The 17,983-nt window shown below is 53.2% G+C and carries 12 protein-coding genes; 4 read left to right on the forward strand and 8 right to left on the reverse strand.

The features are described from left to right. The first annotated feature begins 74 nt into the window (after positions 1 to 74). Complete coding sequence (gene can / locus HV261_RS21920; RefSeq protein ID WP_008786227.1) at positions 75 to 737, forward strand: carbonate dehydratase; 663 nt, start codon at positions 75 to 77, stop codon at positions 735 to 737. A 93-nt stretch (positions 738 to 830) separates the two neighbouring features. On the opposite strand, the gene hpt is transcribed toward can, so the two are convergent. From hpt to cueO, 3 genes are all read right to left on the reverse strand, one after another. Beyond that, positions 831 to 1,367, reverse strand: a complete 537-nt coding sequence (gene hpt / locus HV261_RS21925) for a hypoxanthine phosphoribosyltransferase (RefSeq protein ID WP_003018658.1) — start codon at positions 1,365 to 1,367, stop codon at positions 831 to 833. 278 nt (positions 1,368 to 1,645) lie between these two features. Continuing rightward, positions 1,646 to 3,301, reverse strand: a complete 1,656-nt coding sequence (gene tcp, locus HV261_RS21930; RefSeq protein WP_202039477.1) for a methyl-accepting chemotaxis citrate transducer — start codon at positions 3,299 to 3,301, stop codon at positions 1,646 to 1,648. 154 nt (positions 3,302 to 3,455) lie between these two features. Further along, positions 3,456 to 5,075, reverse strand: a complete 1,620-nt coding sequence (gene cueO, locus HV261_RS21935) for a multicopper oxidase CueO (RefSeq protein WP_202039478.1) — start codon at positions 5,073 to 5,075, stop codon at positions 3,456 to 3,458. 153 nt (positions 5,076 to 5,228) lie between these two features. Here cueO and HV261_RS21940 point away from each other — a divergent pair, with 153 nt between their 5' ends. Continuing rightward, a complete protein-coding gene (locus HV261_RS21940; protein WP_001295568.1) occupies positions 5,229 to 5,576 on the forward strand; it encodes a YacC family pilotin-like protein in 348 nt (115 codons plus the stop codon). A gap of 105 nt (positions 5,577 to 5,681) precedes the next feature. On the opposite strand, the gene yacL is transcribed toward HV261_RS21940, so the two are convergent. Together yacL and acnB are read right to left on the reverse strand one after the other, a co-directional pair. Continuing rightward, positions 5,682 to 6,044 carry a protein YacL gene (yacL, locus tag HV261_RS21945; protein WP_137383699.1) on the reverse strand — a complete coding sequence of 121 codons (363 nt, stop codon included), beginning with the start codon at positions 6,042 to 6,044 and terminating at the stop codon, positions 5,682 to 5,684. 174 nt (positions 6,045 to 6,218) lie between these two features. Next, a complete protein-coding gene (gene acnB / locus HV261_RS21950; RefSeq protein ID WP_202039479.1) occupies positions 6,219 to 8,816 on the reverse strand; it encodes a bifunctional aconitate hydratase 2/2-methylisocitrate dehydratase in 2,598 nt (865 codons plus the stop codon). A 403-nt stretch (positions 8,817 to 9,219) separates the two neighbouring features. Here acnB and HV261_RS21955 point away from each other — a divergent pair, with 403 nt between their 5' ends. Then, positions 9,220 to 10,857 (forward strand): DUF3300 domain-containing protein, encoded by a 1,638-nt coding sequence (locus HV261_RS21955; RefSeq protein ID WP_202039480.1) that lies wholly within the window; start codon positions 9,220 to 9,222, stop codon positions 10,855 to 10,857. A gap of 9 nt (positions 10,858 to 10,866) precedes the next feature. Further along, positions 10,867 to 11,661, forward strand: a complete 795-nt coding sequence (locus HV261_RS21960) for a DUF2950 family protein (RefSeq protein ID WP_202039481.1) — start codon at positions 10,867 to 10,869, stop codon at positions 11,659 to 11,661. A gap of 120 nt (positions 11,662 to 11,781) precedes the next feature. Here HV261_RS21960 and lpdA read toward each other — a convergent pair whose 3' ends face one another. The 3 genes from lpdA to aceE all read right to left on the reverse strand — a co-directional run bounded on the left by lpdA (position 11,782) and on the right by aceE (position 17,946). After that, complete coding sequence (gene lpdA, locus HV261_RS21965; protein ID WP_003018686.1) at positions 11,782 to 13,206, reverse strand: dihydrolipoyl dehydrogenase; 1,425 nt, start codon at positions 13,204 to 13,206, stop codon at positions 11,782 to 11,784. A gap of 175 nt (positions 13,207 to 13,381) precedes the next feature. Continuing rightward, positions 13,382 to 15,268: a pyruvate dehydrogenase complex dihydrolipoyllysine-residue acetyltransferase gene (aceF, locus tag HV261_RS21970; protein ID WP_202039482.1), complete on the reverse strand. Its 1,887-nt coding sequence runs from the start codon at positions 15,266 to 15,268 to the stop codon at positions 13,382 to 13,384. A 14-nt stretch (positions 15,269 to 15,282) separates the two neighbouring features. Continuing rightward, positions 15,283 to 17,946: a pyruvate dehydrogenase (acetyl-transferring), homodimeric type gene (gene aceE / locus HV261_RS21975; RefSeq protein ID WP_202039483.1), complete on the reverse strand. Its 2,664-nt coding sequence runs from the start codon at positions 17,944 to 17,946 to the stop codon at positions 15,283 to 15,285. Positions 17,947 to 17,983 lie beyond the last annotated feature (37 nt).

Genomic DNA, 17,983 nt, shown 5'->3' on the forward strand with positions numbered 1-17,983 from the left:
ATATAGTTTAAATAATGCTGGAGTTACCCTATATTAGCCCATCGAATTTATCTGGCTTCGGGTTGTACAACTCCATGAAAGACATAGATACACTCATCAGCAACAATGCACTATGGTCAAAGATGCTGATAGAAGAGGATCCCGGATTTTTTGAAACGCTGACACATGCACAAAATCCGCGTTTTCTATGGATTGGATGTTCCGATAGCCGCGTTCCCGCTGAACGTTTAACCGGTCTTGAGCCGGGTGAACTGTTTGTTCACCGTAATGTGGCTAATCTGGTTATTCACACCGACCTGAACTGTCTCTCAGTGGTTCAGTATGCGGTGGATGTACTGGAAGTGGAACACATTATTATTTGTGGCCACTATGGATGCGGCGGCGTCCAGGCAGCCATTGAAAATAAAGAACAGGGGCTGATTGATAACTGGTTGCTGCATATCCGCGATATCTGGTTTAAACACAGCTCACTGCTGGGTGAAATGCCGCAGGAACGTCGCATGGACACCCTGTGCGAACTGAATGTTATGGAGCAGGTCTATAACCTGGGCCATTCGACAATCATGCGTTCAGCCTGGAAACGCGGTCAGAAAGTGACGATTCACGGATGGGCTTACGGTATTCATGATGGTCTGCTGCGCGATCTGGACGTCACGGCTACCAGCCGCGAAACGCTGGAACAACGCTACCGACAGGGGTTGTCGAACCTCAGCCAGAAGCACAGCAACCATAAGTAAGGCGATATTGCCGGGTGGCGGTTACGCCTTACCCGGCCTGCAAATCAGCGCCGTAGGCCTGATAAGCGAAGCGCCATCAGGCGCTCCAGCCCATTACTCGTCCAGCAACACCACTTTGCCAACATACGGCAGATGGCGATAACGTTGCGCATAGTCAATGCCGTAGCCCACAACGAACTCATCTGGAATAGAGAAACCGATAAACTCGACCGGTACATTCACTTCACGGCGAGAAGGTTTATCCAGCAACGTACAAATCGCCAGAGATTTAGGTTCACGCAGGCTCAGGATTTCACGCACTTTTGACAGCGTGTTGCCGGAGTCGATGATGTCTTCAACAATCAGCACGTCTTTGCCACGAATGTCTTCATCCAGGTCTTTGAGGATTTTAACATCACGGGTGGTGGACATTCCGCTGCCGTAGCTGGAGGCGGTCATGAAATCGACTTCGTGGGAGACATGCACTTCACGGCACAGGTCAGCCATAAACATAAATGAACCGCGTAACAGGCCTACCAGCACCATATCACTGCCGCTGTCCTTGTAACGCTCGTTAATCTGACGTCCCAGTTCGGCAATACGCGCTTTGATCTCCGCTTCCGGGATCATGACTTCTACAGTATGTTTCATAAAAGAAATAACTCACTGATTTTTATCAGTTAACACATCATGCAAATCGAAAGAAAGCGCTTACCTTGATACACCGACAGAGAGACGGTGGCTCGCACTAACCACAAAACTTGCGACAGCATACAAACAATTCAGTGGGTGAAGTATACCAGCAAAGAGACCGCATTCCTCTGATAGTTACTCAGAGAACCTGCGCACACATTTTAACGCGCTCTGAATACACAAAAGCCGGGCAACGAACCCGGCTTTTAGCGTGAGCAAAATCGGGCTTTTTCAGGTCAGAACGTTTCCCAATGTTGATCCTGGGTAGTCGAGACAACGCGATCCTGGCGCGGAGCGTCCTGCGGTGGTTTTCGTGCCCCACTCACCGCCTTCTCGCGGGTAATACGAAATACCGCAACGGCCTGCCGCAACTGCTCGGCCTGTTGCTCCAGTGAGGCCGCCGCCGCCGCAGACTCCTCTACCAGCGCGGCGTTTTGCTGGGTAACGCTGTCCATCTGCGAAACCGCGAGGCTAACCTGTTCAATCCCCCGACTCTGCTCTTCAGAAGCAGACGCAATTTCGCCCATAATATCGGTCACACGGGTCACTGCCGCGACAATTTCTGCCATGGTTTTACCGGCATCCGAAACCTGCTGCGATCCCATGCCTACACAGTGGGTTGAATTATCAATCAGCGCTTTGATCTCTTTTGCTGCCTGGGCACTACGGCTTGCCAAAGTCCGGACTTCACCTGCCACAACCGCAAAACCGCGCCCCTGTTCTCCGGCTCTGGCCGCTTCTACCGCGGCGTTCAGCGCCAGAATGTTGGTCTGGAATGCAATACTGTCGATAACGTTCGTGATCTGCGCGATTTGCTGCGAGCTGTCCGCTATTTCACTCATCGTATGAACAACGGTATCAACAACACGACCACCGCGAGCGGCAGTATCAGAGGCGTTTTTCGCCAATTGGGTTGCCTGTTTCGCATTGTCCGTATTCTGCTTCACTGTCGCAGTCAACTGCTCCATGCTGGCGGCAGTTTCCTCAAGCGAGGCCGCCTGCTGCTCGGTGCGCGAAGAAAGGTCGTTGTTGCCCGAGGATATTTCAGCGGCCCCGGTATGAATTGACTCCGAGCTATTGCGTACGGCAGTGACTGTCGAAATCAGCGACTGTTGCATCTCTTCCAACCCCATTGCCAGTCGGCCCATTTCGTTGCGACCTTCAACATTGAGCTTATGGGTTAAGTCTCCACCGGTAATGACGCGAATATGCTCCATAATCTGCGCCAGCGGCTTAAGCAGGATGTGTTGCAGCCCACTCCAGATCATGCCCAGAACGATCAGCACAACCAGAACGATGCCTCCCAGCGTCCACTGCATACGGGAAAAACTGAGCTGATTCTCCGCAGCAGCGTGCTGCAGCAGCGCATTATTCTCGTTTCGCCAGTGGTCATAGCTCGCTTCCATCTCATCCTGCGCTTTCTGGGCATCAAGATCGCCATAAGCCTGATAGTTATTCGCTCGCAGATACTCAATCGATAATTTCATCACTTCGTGCATCTGGCGATACTGCTTTTCCATTTCACTGGCGATCTGCGGATCCTGCCCTGTAACCTGTGGTAATCCCTGATACTGGGCGAAATAGCCTTCGGCCTTCTTCATTGAATCACTGGCGGTATTAAGCAGCGTGTTGATCGCGGCTAAAGAGGCGGGATCGCGCTGATTTTTTAAAAAGCGGATGGCGACGCGCGTCACCGTAACACGGGTTTTAATCAACGTATTGACGCTGTCACTCAGATTTTCTTGCTGAGCATTGAGGGTGCCTGAGTTCTGGAAATTATGCCTGTCATTGTTTACCGCAGAATAAAACAGGCTTCCCGTAACGGCCTGCAGCAAACAGAAAATGGCGAGAACCAGCAGGATACCGGTAATAACACGAATATTTTTAATCACGTTTTTTCATCCATTGAACTCACATTGGGTACATGATGATTATCGGCCCCAAAGGCGATTACTTTATGTTCAATGGCAGAATATGCAGGGGATGTGCCTTACCCGGCCGACAAGAAATATCCTGTATGCCGGGTAAGCGAAGAGACGTCGTTGTTTAAACCGTAAAACCGAGCATCATGCCGGTGTCTTCGTGCTCCAGCAGATGGCAGTGCGCCATATAGGCATGTTCTTTCGGCGCATCGTGGTCAAACTTCACCAGCACCTCGCTGACGCCACCTTCGACACGCACGGTGTCCTTCCAGCCTGCGCGATGCGCGGCTGGCGCTTTGCCATTCTCAGACAAGATGCGGAACTGCGTGCCGTGAATATGGAACGGATGCAGCATCATGTCACCCTGACCGGAAATGACCCAGCGTTCATGCTGGCCTTTCGTCGCGGCAAACATCGGTTTATTCATATCAAAGGGCAGGCCGTTAATCCGATTGGCGTTATGGAAATCAAACGACCCGCCATGTTTCATATTGCTCATATCACCCTGCTTCATGCTGCCCATATTGCCGTGATTCATTTTGCCGTGGCCCATGTTGCCGTGACTCATGTTGCTGCTGTTCATATGGCCCATCATTTGCCCGTGATCCATCCCGGCCATCGCCTGATCGCCATACTTTTGCATCAGCATCTGCATGCCCATCATGTCGAGCATCGGGTCCATCGACAGTTGCAGTTTACGCACCGTCAGGCCATCCAGAGAAGGCAGCGCTGGCAGGGTGGTCAGCGTATCCGGCAGCGTCCCGGAAGCGGTAATAAGCAGCGGTTGAATGCTCATCACCGGATGCGGCTTATCAAATGGCGCGATCGCCATCCCCATCTGGCTCACCGGCAGAGTGACCAAATCAAAGGCTTTTCCGTCGCTCACATCCACCAATACTTCAAAACGCTCACCCATCAGCATCGGCAGTTCGGTCACTTTAACCGGCTCGGCTAACAATCCACCATCACTGGCAATCACGTACAGGGGACGGTTATCGCTGGCCGCGATATTAAGCGAGCGTGCGTTACAGCCATTCAGCAGACGCAGGCGCAACCAGCCGCGTGGTGCGGCATGTTGCGGATAAATCGCCCCATTGGTTAGCAGCGTATCGCCAAACCAACCGACGGCGGCGGTCATCATATCCAACTGGTAATTAATTTGTCCGTCAGCGGAAAACTGTTTGTCCTGCATAATCACCGGCACATCGTCGATACCCCACTGCTTCGGTAGCAGTAATTTGCGGATCTCGTCATCTTCAATCAGCACCAGCCCGGCCAGGCCCATCGCAACCTGACGTCCGGTTTTCCCGTGTTGATGTGGATGGAACCAACAGGTTGCTGCCCGTTGCGCAGGGGTAAAGGTCACTGAGCGCTTCCCGCCCGCCGGAATAACGCCTTGCGGCCCGCCATCGACTTCTCCGGGGATTTCCAGCCCATGCCAGTGCAGCGTCGTTTCTTCGGCCAGCTGATTATGGATATCCACACTCACCGCCTGACCTTTATTCAGTTTTACCGCGGGTCCGAGCACGTTACCGTTATATCCCCAGGTGGTAGCGGTTTTCCCGGCAAACGTCGACTGCCCGGCTTTCACAATCAGTTGTATACGATTAGAAGCATCCGCAGTTAGCAGGTCAGGAATGGGTAACGCAGGACGGTCAGCCGCAAAAACGGTGCGGCTCCACAAAGGTAAAGCTGACGAGGCGCCCAGCGCCACGGAGTACTTTAAAAAGTCACGACGTTGCATATTCATTTCCTTATATTCAGCAGCTTAAGCAGGCTATCTTTTAAGCATAAGCCCTCCCCCTACGGGAAGGTCAAGTGAACGGCTGATAATAAAGGTCGTCGCTTCGCTCGCAGTATGCTAACGTTTAATTTCCGTGATGCAGTGGTAGAAGCAATGAAGACGTTTTTCAGAACAGTTTTGTTCGGCAGCCTGATGGCAGTATGCGCAAATAGCTACGCGCTTAGTGAATCCGAAGCCGAAGATATGGCCGATTTAACGGCAGTTTTTGTTTTTCTGAAAAATGACTGTGGCTACCAGAATTTGCCCAACGGGCAGATACGTCGCGCACTGGTCTTTTTTGCTCAACAGAACCAGTGGGACCTCAGTAATTACGATACCTTCGATATGAAAGCACTCGGTGAAGACAGCTATCGCGATTTGAGCGGTATTGGGATTCCGGTCGCGAAAAAATGCAAAGCGCTGGCACGTGACTCCTTAAGCCTGTTGGCTTACGTCAAATAAGGCACCGTGCCCGATGGCGCTACGCTTATCGGGCCTACGAACGGAGAATGACATCGTGGTGCCAGGCCGGGTAAGCACAGCGCCCCCGGAAGAGGCGAGTGCGAATTAACGCTGTTGCACAAATTCACGATACGCGGCAACCACCTGCAAGAAATCTTCAACGCCGCACAAAGATAAACTCTCTTCGTCGTAGTAATTCATTCCTTCTTCCATTTCATCGCCCGTGAACTCCAGTTGATTGGCGCGAACCATAACCTCTTCGCCATCCAGCCAGAGCGTGTATTCATGCCCTGCTCGCTGCCAGGAACGTTCACTGCCTTTTACCGCACGCGCCGCCTGTTCCACTTCATCAAGCAAGGCCAGGTTATCTTTCACTTCTTCATTAAACCAGTGCCCCACGACTTCATGGCCCATGGACATACGCACTAAAACCCGCCCGGTAACATCGCGCAGAAATTCGTAATCCATAATGTCTTCCTCTGCTCCCGGCAATGCGCCAATACCGCATTGCACCTTGCTGTAATTATCGCAGCAGCGCGGCAGAAAAAAAGTGTAGCGGGTATAAGGAATGGAAATAAAAATGCCCGGAGAAGTCAGCTTCTTCGGGCATTGATGCGTTTTTACGCTAAATGTGGTCGCGAATTAAACCGCAGTCTGGAAAATCACGCTGTCTGCTTTCTCGGTGTACTGAGAGAGCTGATCAAAGTTCAGATACCGGTAAGTATCCACGGCCGTTTTATCTACCTGCGCCACATAAGTCTGATACTCTTCCGCCGTCGGCAGCTTACCGATCAGCGCAGCAACCGCCGCCAGCTCTGCAGAAGCCAGGTAGACGTTCGCCCCCGTACCTAAACGGTTCGGGAAGTTACGGGTCGAGGTAGAAACGACTGTCGCACCGTCTGCCACACGCGCCTGGTTACCCATGCACAGTGAACAGCCCGGGATCTCAATACGCGCCCCGCTCTTACCAAAGACGCTGTAATAGCCTTCCTCGGTGAGCTGTGCCGCATCCATACGCGTTGGTGGAGCAACCCACAGACGCGTCGGCAACTGGCCTTTATGCGCATCCAGCAGTTTACCCGCGGCACGGAAGTGACCAATGTTTGTCATGCAGGAACCGATGAACACTTCGTCGATCTTCTCGCCCTGCACGTCAGACAGCAGACGCGCGTCGTCCGGATCGTTCGGTGCACACAGGATCGGCTCTTTGATATCCGCCAGATCGATGTCGATCACTGCCGCGTATTCGGCGTCAGCATCGGCTTCCAGCAGTTGCGGGTCCGCCAGCCATTTTTCCATACCCTGAATGCGACGCTCCAGCGTACGACGATCGCCGTAGCCTTCTGCGATCATCCATTTCAGCAGAACGATGTTAGAGCTGAGGTATTCAACGATCGGCTCTTTGTTCAGCTTGATGGTACAACCGGCAGCGGAACGCTCAGCGGACGCATCGGTCAGTTCGAATGCCTGCTCAACTTTCAGATCCGGCAGACCTTCAATTTCCAGAATGCGGCCAGAGAAGATGTTTTTCTTACCTTTCTTCTCAACGGTCAGCAGACCTTGTTTGATCGCGTACAGCGGGATGGCATGAACCAGGTCACGCAGGGTGATACCCGGCTGCATTTTGCCTTTGAAACGCACCAGAACAGATTCCGGCATATCCAGCGGCATCACGCCAGTCGCAGCCGCGAACGCCACCAGACCAGACCCCGCCGGGAAAGAGATACCGATCGGGAAACGAGTATGGGAGTCACCACCGGTACCGACGGTATCCGGCAGCAGCATACGGTTCAGCCAGGAGTGGATTACGCCATCGCCCGGACGCAGCGACACGCCGCCACGGTTCATGATGAAGTCAGGCAGAGTATGGTGGGTGGTCACGTCAACAGGTTTCGGATACGCAGCGGTATGACAGAACGACTGCATCACCAGGTCAGAAGAGAAGCCCAGGCACGCCAGGTCTTTCAGTTCATCACGGGTCATTGGGCCAGTGGTATCCTGAGAGCCGACGGAAGTCATCTTCGGTTCGCAGTAGGCACCCGGACGGACGCCGGTTACGCCACAGGCGCGGCCAACCATTTTCTGTGCCAGAGAGAAGCCACGGCTGCTTTCCGCCACATCTTTCGCCTGACGGAATACATCACTGTGCGGCAGACCCAGCGCTTCACGCGCTTTGGTGGTCAGGCCACGACCGATAATCAGCGGAATACGGCCACCAGCGCGCACTTCGTCAACCAGTACATCGGTTTTCAGTTCGAAGGTAGCCAGCAGTTCGTTGGTTTCGTGGTTACGCACTTCGCCCTTGAACGGGTAAACGTCAATCACGTCGCCCATGTTCAGGTTGCTTACGTCCACTTCAATCGGCAGCGCACCCGCATCTTCCATGGTGTTGAAGAAGATCGGTGCAATTTTGCCACCCAGACACAAGCCACCACCGCGCTTGTTCGGTACATGAGGGATATCATCGCCCATAAACCACAGTACGGAGTTGGTCGCAGATTTACGCGAAGAACCGGTACCAACAACGTCACCCACGTAGGCCAGCGGGTAACCTTTTTTCTGTAATGCTTCGATCTGTTTGATCGGGCCAACGACACCCGGCTGATCCGGCTCGATACCTTCACGGGCGTTTTTCAACATCGCCAGGGCGTGCAGCGGAATATCAGGGCGAGACCACGCGTCCGGGGCCGGAGACAGGTCATCAGTGTTGGTTTCACCCGTCACTTTGAAGACGGTAACGGTGATTTTATCAGCCAGAGCAGGACGGTTGAGGAACCATTCGGCATCAGCCCAGGACTGCATCACCTGCTTAGCATATTCATTGCCCGCTTTGGCTTTTTCTTCTACATCGTAGAAGTTATCAAACATCAGCAGCGTTGAAGAGAGCGCTTTGGCGGCAATCGGCGCCAGTTTTGCATCGTCCAGCGCATCAATCAGCGGATGAATGTTATAACCGCCCTGCATGGTACCCAGCAGTTCGATGGCTTTTTCTGGCGTGATCAGCGGAGAGGTAGTGTCACCTTTAGCGACAGCGGCGAGAAAACCGGCTTTAACGTAAGCGGCTTCATCTACACCAGGGGGAACGCGGTTAATCAACAGGTCTAACAGGAATTCTTCTTCGCCCACAGGCGGGGTCTTCAGCAGCTCGACAAGTGCAGCCATTTGGGTTGCGTCTAAGGGTTTCGGCACAATCCCCTGGGCGGCACGCTCAGCTACGTGCTTACGGTATTCTTCTAGCACGACGATATCTCCTCGCTCTCATTGTCATAATGCGGCGCTTTTGTAGATGGGCGATTCTCTTCACGCTCCTGTGAGACAGCAGTTAGTAGGGTAAATGCCCGGTACCGCAAAAGGCACAATAACAGGATTTTCGTTGGGTGTTAATCTGTTTACAAAAAAGCAACATAAAAAATTGGCTGAATCGTTAAGGATGGTCTAATGCTCTTCGCAATGGCAAAGGGGAATGACAATTTCGCCCGCAATGTTTAGTCACAATATTTAGCTTCCTGATAATAAACTTGCGTTAACGATCCCAAGATTCGTCAAAAATTAAACTATTGTCTCTTTATACTCACGGAACACTGCACCCACTGGCGGCAGGCATAATGACTATGACGATTCTTAATGAATCGGGAGAGATAAAATGACGTTGCCCTTTAAGCCCCATATCATTGCTCTGGCGTGCAGTGCAGGGTTATTTATCGGTGCGGGCGTGCTGTTTGTAAACAGCCGCACACCAGAAGCCCCCTCGCAGCCGGCCCCGGCAGTAGCGCCTCAACCGCCCGTTGCGGCGGCTCCCGCAGTCGCCCCGGTGGCGCCAACCACGTATACCACCGCTCAACTCGATCAGTGGGTTGCCCCTGTTGCGCTCTACCCTGACCCGTTACTGTCTCAGGTGCTGATGGCCTCAACGTATCCGTCAAACGTGGTGCAGGCGGTTCAGTGGTCGCGCGATAATCCGACACTGCAAGGTGACGCCGCTATTCAGGCAGTGTCCGGCCAGTCATGGGACCCCAGCGTGAAGTCGCTGGTGGCATTTCCGCAACTGATGGCCCTGATGGGCGAAAACCCTGACTGGGTACAAAACCTGGGGAATGCGTTTCTGGCACAGCCACAGGACGTGATGGATGCCGTACAGCGCCTGCGTTTGCTGGCTCAGCAAACAGGCTCGCTAAAATCCACACCGCAGCAAACGGTCACGAACACCCAGAAAACAACCGTGGTTCAGACGCCGTCATCATCAACGACGAAAGTGACCAGCAGCGCGCCCACCTCGACGGTTATCAAAATTGAGCCGACCGATCCACAGGTGGTATATGTGCCGAACTACAATCCAACCGTTGTTTACGGCAGTTGGCCTAATACCGCCTACCCACCGGTTTATCTGCCGCCCCCTCCGGGCGAGCAGTTTGCCGAAAGCTTCGTCAAAGGTTTCGGCTATAGCCTGGGCGTTGCGACGACCTATGCGCTGTTCAGTAACATCGACTGGGATGACGACGACCATCACCATGATGATGACTATCATGACCATGACGGCCCTCACGGCGGTAATGGCTACCAGCACAACGGAGATAACATCAATATTGATGTTAACAATTTCAACCATATCTCCGGACAAAACCTGAAAGGGCAAAACATTGCCTGGCAGCACAATCCTGCGTACCGTAACGGCGTGCCTTACCAGAACGACGCGCTCGCACAACGTTTTCATCAGACCAACGTTAGCGGGGGTTTAAGCGCCACTCAACATACACCGGCCACCGCTGCCACACGAGACAGCCAGCGTCAGGCCGCAATGACGCAGTTCCAGCAGCGTAGTCAGACCTCCCCGGCAAACCTGTCGGGTCAGACATCGCGGGATGCTCAACGCAAAGCCGCCTCTTCACAGCTAAATCAAATAGCCCAGCGCAATAACTATCGTGGCTATGACGAAACACAAAACAACAGCCGTCGTGAAGCAGCACAGAAGACGCTGAATAAATCCACGACGCAACAGCAGCACCGCTCTGAGCTGAAGTCAAAAGCTCAGCAGCATCCGGTTTCACAGCAGCAAAGGGAAACCGCTCGCCAACGCGTTGAATCATCCAACTCGCAACAACGTCTGGCCTCCCGTCAGAATACGCATTCAAACGTCTTCAGCGGGAATGACAGCCGCTCACCGTCGTGGCAGTCCCAGCAACTGCGTGGGCAGGAAAGCCGTCGCGCGGGCAACCTCAACAGCGGGCAGCGCGCTGCGGCACGTGAGAATTTTTCTGAGCACCACGAATTTCGCCGTCGTTAACCGGAGCCGATGATGAAAAAAATTATGTTAAGCGCCCTGTTGCTCACCTTGCCGCTGGTGAGCTATGCGCAACAGGCGTTCACCTCCCCCGAAGACGCGGCCAGTGCATTTGCCGCTGCGGTGGCGCAGCAAAATGAAAAGCAGCTCACGGCGTTACTGGGTGAAAACTGGCGACACTTTTTGCCACCAGAAGGGGCCGATCCGGAAGCGGTGGCACGCTTTAATCGCGACTGGAAGGTGAGCCATCACATTGTGCTGCAGGACAATATGGCGCATCTCAACGTAGGGCAAGATGACTGGCAGTTACCCATACCGATGGTGAAAACCAGCAAAGGCTGGGCGTTCGATATGACCGAAGCCCAGGAGGAGATCCTCACTCGAACGATCGGTCGCAACGAGCTTTCAGCCATCGAAGCACTGCACGCCTACGTTGACGCGCAGCAAAGCTATTACGCGCTGAACAAATCGTATGCGCAAAAAATTGTCAGTAGCGAAGGTAAAAAAGATGGGCTTTACTGGCCCGTCGCACCAGGCGAAGCGCCAAGCCCTCTGGGACCCGCCTTCAGCCCACAAGAACCCGGTACGGGCTATCACGGTTATCGTTTCCGCATACTGCCGGACAAAGCCAGTGGTTTTGCCATGATTGCGTGGCCGATTAGCTACGGTCACACCGGGGTGATGAGCTTTATGATTAGCGGCGATGACAATGTTTATCAGGCCAACCTTGGCGAAGCATCGCAACAGAAAGCGCAGGCGATGACTGAGTACAGCCCTGAAAAAACCTGGCAGCCTGTAGCACCGTAAAGCGAGGTTAAGCCGCAGGCCGGGTTAGCGCTAGCGCCACCCGGCATATTGCCTGAAATAACGGGTAGCTTTAGGCAAAAAAAACGCCTCCGAAGAGGCGTTTTCACAAAAGCGGGAAGATTACTTTTTCTTCGCTTTCGGGTTTGGCAGGTCGGTAATGCTACCTTCGAACACTTCTGCCGCCAGGCCCACGGACTCATGCAGGGTCGGGTGCGCGTGGATGGTCAGTGCGATATCTTCAGCGTCGCAACCCATTTCGATCGCCAGACCGATTTCACCCAGCAGCTCGCCGCCGTTGGTACCGACAATCGCCCCACCGATAACACGGTGAGATTCTTTGTCGAAAATCAGTTTGGTCATACCGTCTGCGCAGTCGGAAGCGATAGCACGGCCAGAAGCAGCCCACGGGAAAGTGGCGGTTTCGTAGCTGATGCCTTTTTCTTTCGCTTCTTTCTCAGTCAGGCCAACCCATGCAACTTCTGGTTCAGTGTAGGCGATGGATGGGATAACTTTCGGGTCGAAGTAGTGTTTCTTACCGGCGATAACTTCAGCGGCAACATGACCTTCGTGAACACCTTTGTGCGCCAGCATCGGCTGACCGACGATATCGCCGATAGCAAAGATGTGCGGCACGTTGGTGCGCAGCTGTTTGTCAACGCGGATGAAACCACGGTCATCAACTTCAACGCCAGCTTTGCCCGCGTCGAGGTTTTTACCATTCGGTACACGACCGATAGCAACCAGTACGGCATCATAACGCTGTGCTTCAGCAGGAGCTTTTTTGCCTTCCATGGAAACGTAAATACCGTCTTCTTTCGCTTCAACGGCAGTCACTTTGGTTTCCAGCATCAGGTTGAATTTCTTGCTGATGCGTTTGGTGAAGACTTTCACCACGTCTTTATCGGCAGCCGGGATAACCTGGTCGAACATTTCAACCACGTCAATCTCTGAACCCAGCGCATGGTACACGGTACCCATTTCCAGACCGATGATACCGCCGCCCATTACCAGCAGGCGCTTAGGAACGGTTTTCAGTTCCAGTGCATCGGTGGAATCCCACACGCGAGGATCTTCATGAGGAATGAATGGCAGTTCGATCGGACGGGAACCCGCCGCGATGATTGCGTTGTCGAAGTTGATTACGGTTTTGCCGTTTTCGCCTTCAACTTCCAGGGTGTTTGCCCCGGTAAATTTACCCAGACCATTAACCACTTTCACTTTACGGCCTTTGGCCATACCCGCCAGACCGCCGGTCAGTTGAGTGATAACTTTTTCTTTCCAGGTACGAATCTTGTCGATATCGGTTTTCGGCTCGCCAAAAACGATACCGTGTTCAGCCAGTGCTTTGGCTTCTTCGATAACTTTTGCTACGTGCAGCAGCGCTTTAGAAGGGATACAGCCGACGTTCAGACAAACACCGCCAAGGGTGCTGTAACGTTCTACGATGACGGTCTCCAGACCTAAATCTGCGCAACGGAAGGCAGCAGAGTAACCTGCAGGGCCTGCCCCAAGTACCACGACCTGAGTTTTGATTTCAGTGCTCATCATGACCTCTTAATTTATACCCGTCGTCCAGCGGGTCGTTCTATCCGCCCGTATTTTACAAAATTGTTAACAATTTTGAAACAACAAACGGCAACCGATTTGTCTTTCGCACAATAACCTCACTGACTTCATGAGATTACCAGAAAAAAGCCGGCCGTCGGGCCGGCTTTTTCGCTTACATCACCAGGCGGCGAATGTCAGACAGCATGTTGTTGATGATGGTGATAAAGCGCGCACCATCTGCACCGTCAATGACACGGTGGTCGAAGGAGAGCGAAATCGGCATCATCAGACGCGGCATAAACTCTTTACCGTTCCACACTGGCTCCATAGAGGACTTGGAGACACCGAGGATAGCCACTTCCGGCGCGTTCACAATCGGTGCAAAGTGGGTAGTACCCAGGCCACCGATGCTGGAGATGGTGAAGCAACCGCCCTGCATTTCGCCAGCGGTCAGCTTGCCATCACGTGCTTTCTTGGAGATCACGGTCAGTTCACGAGACAGCTCGGTAATGCTCTTCTTGTTCACGTCTTTGAAGACCGGAACAACCAGACCATTCGGGGTATCTACCGCAACACCGATGTTGATATATTTCTTCAGGGTCAGACGCTGACCGTCTTCAGACAGAGAGCTGTTGAAGCGCGGCATCTGTTCCAGAGCGGCAGCAACGGCTTTCATGATGAAGACCACTGGGGTGAACTTCACATCCAGTTTACGTTTTTCAGCTTCGGCGTTCTGCTGTTTACGGAACGCTTCCAGATCGGTGATATCGGTTTTATCGAAGTGGGTAACGTGCGGGATCATCACCCAGTTACGGCTCAGGTTAGCACCAGAGATTTTCTGGATACGGCCCAGTTCCACTTCTTCAATTTCACCAAACTTGCTGAAATCAACTTTCGGCCAAGGCAGCATGCCCGGGATACCGCCGCCAGCAGCGGTTGCCGGAGCAGCTTCAGCACGTTTAACCGCGTCTTTCACGTATGCCTGAACGTCTTCACGCAGGATACGGCCTTTACGACCTGAACCTTTCACTTTCGCCAGGTTCACGCCAAATTCGCGCGCCAGGCGACGGATCAGCGGAGTTGCGTGGACGTAAGCGTCGTTTTCTGCGAAGTCAGATTTGCTTTCCGCTTTTGCAGCCGGAGCTGGAGCCGCTTGTGCTGGTGCAGCGGCCGGAGCCGGAGCAGCTGCTTGCGCAGGAGCGGCTGCAGGTGCTGCGCCTTCGACTTCGAAGACCATAATCAGAGAACCGGTTTTAACTTTGTCGCCAGTGCTGATTTTGATTTCTTTCACGGTACCCGCGAACGGTGCCGGAACTTCCATCGACGCTTTATCGCCTTCAACGGTGATCAGTGACTGTTCAGCGGCAATTTTATCGCCCACTTTAACCATCACTTCAGTGACTTCAACTTCGTCACCGCCGATATCCGGTACGTTAACTTCTTTAGAACCCGTTGCCGCCGGAGCCGCCGCTGCTGCTGGAGCAGCCGCCTGAGCCGGTGCAGCAGCAGGCGCTGCGCCCGCCACTTCGAAGACCATAATCAGGGAACCGGTAGACACTTTATCACCCGTGTTGATTTTGATCTCTTTAACGGTACCCGCGAACGGTGCCGGGACTTCCATAGAGGCTTTGTCGCCTTCTACGGTGATCAGAGACTGCTCAGCCGCAACGGTATCGCCGACTTTAACCATAATCTCGGTGACTTCAACTTCGTCGCCGCCGATATCCGGTACGTGTACGTCTTTCGCTGCTGCCGCAGCAGGTGCAGCTGCCGGAGCGGCTGCTTTCTTCTCTTCTGCCGGAGCAGGTGCAGCGGCTGCTGCACCGTCGGCGGAATCGAAAATCATGATCAGTTTGCCGGTCTCAGTTTTGTCGCCAACAGAGACTTTGATCTCTTTAACGATACCAGCCTGAGGAGACGGAACTTCCATAGAGGCTTTGTCGCCTTCTACGGTGATCAGCGACTGTTCAGCTTCAACTTTGTCGCCTACTTTGACCAGGATCTCGGTGATTTCAACTTCATCAGCCCCGATGTCCGGTACATTGATTTCGATAGCCATTATTCTTTTACCTCTTACGCCAGACGCGGGTTAACTTTATCTGCATCGATATTGAATTTGATGATTGCGTCAGCAACCACTTTCTTATCGATTTCGCCACGTTTAGCCAGTTCGCCCAGGGCCGCTACAACCACGTAGGAAGCATCAACTTCGAAGTGGTGACGCAGGTTTTCACGGCTGTCAGAGCGACCGAAGCCGTCAGTACCCAGTACGCGATAATCATCAGCCGGTACATAAGTACGAACCTGTTCGGCAAACAGTTTCATATAGTCAGTAGATGCTACTGCCGGAGCGTCGTTCATCACCTGAGCGATGTACGGAACGCGCGGCGTTTCCATCGGGTGCAGCATGTTCCAACGCTCACAATCCTGGCCATCACGTGCCAGTTCAGTGAAGGACGTTACGCTGTATACGTCAGAACCTACACCGTAGTCGTTCGCCAGGATCTGCGCTGCTTCACGGACGTGACGCAGGATAGAACCGGAGCCCAGCAGCTGAACTTTACCTTTCTTACCTTCAAGGGTTTCGAGTTTGTAGATACCTTTGCGGATACCTTCCTCGGCCCCTGCTGGCATTGCCGGCATGTGGTAGTTTTCGTTCAGCGTGGTGATGTAGTAGTAAACGTTCTCTTGTTTCTCACCGTACATACGCTCCAGACCATCATGCATGATGACCGCAACTTCGTACGCGTAAGACGGATCGTAAGAGATACAGTTCGGGATAGTCAGAGACTGAATATGGCTGTGACCATCTTCGTGCTGCAGACCTTCGCCGTTCAGCGTCGTACGTCCGGAAGTACCACCAATCAGGAAGCCGCGAGCCTGTTGGTCGCCTGCCTGCCAGCACAGGTCGCCAATACGCTGGAACCCGAACATGGAGTAGTAGATGTAGAACGGAATCATCGGCAGATCGTTGGTGCTGTAAGAGGTCGCAGCAGCCAGCCAGGACGCGCCTGCACCCAGCTCGTTGATACCTTCCTGCAGGATCTGACCTTTCTCGTCTTCTTTATAGTAAGCAACCTGCTCACGGTCCTGCGGGGTGTACTGCTGGCCGTTCGGGCTGTAGATACCGATCTGACGGAACAGACCTTCCATACCGAAAGTACGCGCTTCGTCAGCGATGATCGGCACCAGACGATCTTTGATCGACTTGTTCTTCAGCATCACGTTCAGGGCACGAACGAAAGCGATAGTGGTAGAGATTTCTTTGTTCTGCTCTTCCAGCAGCGCACCGAAGTCTTCCAGAGCTGGCAGTTCCAGCTTCTCGGTGAAGTTCGGCTGGCGGCTCGGCAGGTAGCCGTGCAGTTTCTGACGCTGAGCGTGCAGATAGGTGTGCTCTTCAGAACCTTCCGGGAAGGTGATGTAAGACAGGTTTTCAACCTGCTCATCGGTCACAGGAACGTTGAAACGGTCGCGGATATAACGCACGCCGTCCATGTTCATTTTCTTAACCTGGTGAGCGATGTTTTTACCTTCGGCGGTGTCACCCATGCCGTAACCTTTGATGGTATGGGCGAGGATTACGGTTGCTTTGCCTTTGGTTTCCTGCGCTTTTTTCAGTGCAGCGTAGACTTTCTTCGGATCGTGACCACCACGGTTCAGAGCCCAAATCTGCTCGTCAGTCCAGTCAGCAACCAGGGCTGCGGTTTCCGGGTATTTACCGAAGAAGTGCTCACGTACGTAAGCGCCGTCTTTGGATTTGAAGGTCTGGTAGTCGCCGTCAACGGTTTCGTTCATCAGCTGGATCAGTTTACCGCTGGTGTCTTTACGCAGCAGTTCATCCCAACGACCGCCCCACATGACTTTGATAACGTTCCAGCCAGCGCCCGCGAAGATGCCTTCCAGTTCGTTAACAATCTTGCCGTTACCGGTTACCGGACCGTCAAGACGCTGCAGGTTACAGTTGATAACAAAGACCAGGTTGTCCAGTTTTTCACGGGTCGCGATGGTGATAGCGCCTTTAGATTCTGGCTCATCCATCTCGCCGTCGCCCAGGAAGGCGTAAACGGTTTGTTTAGAGGTATCTTTCAGGCCACGGTGTTCCAGATATTTCAGGAATTTAGCCTGGTAGATGGCACCGATTGGGCCCAGACCCATGGAAACGGTCGGGAACTGCCAGAATTCCGGCATCAGTTTCGGGTGCGGGTAGGAAGACAGGCCTTTGCCATGGACTTCCTGACGGAAGTTGTTCATCTGCTCTTCAGTCAGACGACCTTCCAGGAATGCGCGTGCGTAGATGCCCGGAGAGATGTGACCCTGGAAGTACACCAGATCGCCGCCATCTTGCTCGTTGCGTGCACGGAAGAAGTGGTTGAAGCAAACATCATATACCGTTGCGGAGGACTGGAAGGATGCCATATGGCCACCCAGCTCAAGATCCTTTTTAGACGCACGCAGTACGGTCATGATGGCGTTCCAGCGGATAGCAGAACGAATACGACGTTCCAGCTCCAGATTGCCCGGGTATTCCGGTTCATCTTCAACGGCAATAGTGTTTACATAATTGCTGGCCCCTGCACCTGCCGCTACTTTCACGCCGCCTTTGCGGGCTTCTGAAAGCAGTTGGTCGATCAGATACTGAGCACGCTCAACACCTTCTTCACGGATGACCGATTCGATCGCCTGTAGCCAGTCGCGAGTTTCGATCGGATCCACGTCATTTGGGAAACGTTCTGACATGGGGGTATTCCTTATCTATCTAATACGTTGAGTTATC

Source organism: Citrobacter sp. RHBSTW-00671 (genome assembly GCF_014103415.1).
Lineage (GTDB): Bacteria > Pseudomonadota > Gammaproteobacteria > Enterobacterales > Enterobacteriaceae > Citrobacter.

Coding starts and splice junctions, on each gene's coding strand:
- cueO (WP_202039478.1), bottom strand. CDS start 5,075: ATGCAACGTCGTGACTTTTTAAAGTACTCCGTGGCGCTGGGCGCCTCG.
- yacL (WP_137383699.1), bottom strand. CDS start 6,044: ATGGATTACGAATTTCTGCGCGATGTTACCGGGCGGGTTTTAGTGCGT.
- hpt (WP_003018658.1), bottom strand. CDS start 1,367: ATGAAACATACTGTAGAAGTCATGATCCCGGAAGCGGAGATCAAAGCG.
- lpdA (WP_003018686.1), bottom strand. CDS start 13,206: ATGAGCACTGAAATCAAAACTCAGGTCGTGGTACTTGGGGCAGGCCCT.
- aceE (WP_202039483.1), bottom strand. CDS start 17,946: ATGTCAGAACGTTTCCCAAATGACGTGGATCCGATCGAAACTCGCGAC.
- can (WP_008786227.1), top strand. CDS start 75: ATGAAAGACATAGATACACTCATCAGCAACAATGCACTATGGTCAAAG.
- HV261_RS21955 (WP_202039480.1), top strand. CDS start 9,220: ATGACGTTGCCCTTTAAGCCCCATATCATTGCTCTGGCGTGCAGTGCA.
- HV261_RS21960 (WP_202039481.1), top strand. CDS start 10,867: ATGATGAAAAAAATTATGTTAAGCGCCCTGTTGCTCACCTTGCCGCTG.
- HV261_RS21940 (WP_001295568.1), top strand. CDS start 5,229: ATGAAGACGTTTTTCAGAACAGTTTTGTTCGGCAGCCTGATGGCAGTA.
- aceF (WP_202039482.1), bottom strand. CDS start 15,268: ATGGCTATCGAAATCAATGTACCGGACATCGGGGCTGATGAAGTTGAA.